This is a genomic window from Phormidesmis sp. 146-12 (assembly GCF_052939495.1).
In genome coordinates this window covers 1-2050 of sequence record NZ_JBJPHS010000233.1, presented here as the reverse complement: position 1 = coordinate 2050, position 2050 = coordinate 1, and the positions used below count along the sequence as shown (strand labels likewise).

The window sequence follows — 2050 nt, the reverse complement described above, 5'->3', positions numbered from 1 at the left end:
CGAGTTTCTAAGTCTTTAACTTTCGCGATCGCTCCCCATCGTTCATAGCAGTAGTAAGCTTCCTTCATGTAGAGTTGGGCAAATTTTTCTAGACCTCGCGCTAGATAATGTTTTGCAGCTAATTCGTAGGCTAACGCCTCTTCCTGAATATATTCATTTTCTCTGGCTCCTTGAATCGCTTGTTCATAGAATTTTTCTGCTTCAAGCAACTGACCCAAGACCCGTGCTTTCTCTGCCTCAACTAGATGATATTTGTGCAAATAATTCATGGGGGCATGATCTGCCCACAGCTTCATCTTCTCCTGGCTAATCGCGACTTTTTCAAGAACTTCCTCTCGTACTTGAGCGTTACTTTCAGAGTGTGTTGCGAGTCTTACCAGAGAATCATAGAGGTAGTACAAAGGCTCAAAAGGACACGATATTGCTTGAATCAAATAACGTTCTGCTAGGGCTAAGTTTTCAACTGCCTTAGCATACTCAGAAAATAGATAGCACAGGAAAAGTTTGTTAAAAGATACGCTAAAAATCGCGTTTCCATCATTCGCTGCCTCGTATTGTGACAACCCCTGCTCCTCATTGTAGATTTCACCAACGAGACAGGTTGGACTGACCGAGCGTCCCATCAAATTTAAGACTGACTGGTGATCTATTTGATTCCAAGTGAGTGTCCCCTTATTTTTGAGTTGACGAATTGCTTCACTATATGTTGTCATCTCACGTTCAAGTTCCACGAGTCCCTTTCCAATGGCCCAGCAGTAGCGGCAGTAAGCGTGAGCGCAATAGGCAGCAAACTCCAAATCCCCAATTTCTAGCGCGCTTTGATAGGCTTCTAGGAATGATTGCTGCAATTCTCTAGCATGTTTTTTCCGGTGGATGATGAAGAAATTTGCGAACAGCAATGTTCTCGCTCTAATTGAATGGGTATTCAGTTGTGACAGCAGTCCTAAAGCAAGCTGACCAAACTCGTAGCCAGACTCGATGTCTTCGACCATTCCACAAAGAATTGATCCAAAGCTGGCATACGCAAAGGGAGACACAGATGCATTGCCGTACTGGATTGACAAGTTGACCTGTTTAGATGCAAGTAGTGGCAGCAAATTGGGAGCAGCAATATGGGCAGCAGCAGTGAGGCTGGATAGGATTCGCATCGCCGCCAACTTGTCTGGATCGGTCATTTTCGGCAAATGGATCAAGTCCCAAATCGGTTTCTCACCTAAGAGGGATGTGATTGTGTCCAGTTCAAGGCGAACATCGAACTCAGTGGGCAATTGAGGAAAACTGATCCCCAATCGCTGTAATACCTGTAATGTATTGTTGATTGCTTTTAATGGCTGGTTCTGCGCCATATCGATTTGAATTTTGATTTCGTAAACTTTTACAGTGTCGAGAACCGTTTTAGCTTCTTGTAGAACGATTGCTGCCCAGTATTTCACCTGTTCAAACTCGCCACACAAGTACGCAACTTCTGTTGTTTCTACATGTAACTCTAAGGTCAAGTCATAGTTCGTTTGCCAGCTAGAGGCTTCTAGCCATTGTCTCCCTGTCGTTAAATAGTTGCTTGCCGTACTATACGCGATCGCCCCTTTTGCTTTCTGACCTGCCATTAAATTCAATCGAGCAATCTCATTACGTTTGGCTTGATCACAGACAAGCTCAATTCCATGATTAAGATGATCGACAATCTCAAACAACCGTTCTGATAGCTGTTCTGGTAACGTTTTTTCGAGGAGATTACGACCGATTTGCAGATGAACCACTTGTTTGTGAGACTCATCAATCAAGGCGTATGCTGCTTGCTGGACGCGATCGTGCAAAAACTTATACGCTTGAACTAACAAGTTCTCATCTAATTCAGAAAGAGGCTGAATCAATTCAGCCTGAATCGCTGCGAGTAAATCTTGGGAAATTGCTTTCGGGGATTCTTCACACACGATCGCCAATGTCTCTAAATCAAACTCAGATCCAACACAAGCCGCGATCGAGAGAATTTGCTGGGTTGCTTCCGACAATTTCTGCAACTGATGCAGCAGCAACTCCACTACATTATCCG

General features: G+C 44.0%; 1 protein-coding gene. It reads right to left on the bottom strand.

The window, feature by feature from the left end; all coding sequences use genetic code 11:
* A partial coding sequence (locus tag ACKFKF_RS34875) for an ATP-binding protein (RefSeq protein ID WP_446871913.1) occupies positions 1 to 2050 on the bottom strand: 2050 nt, incomplete at both ends.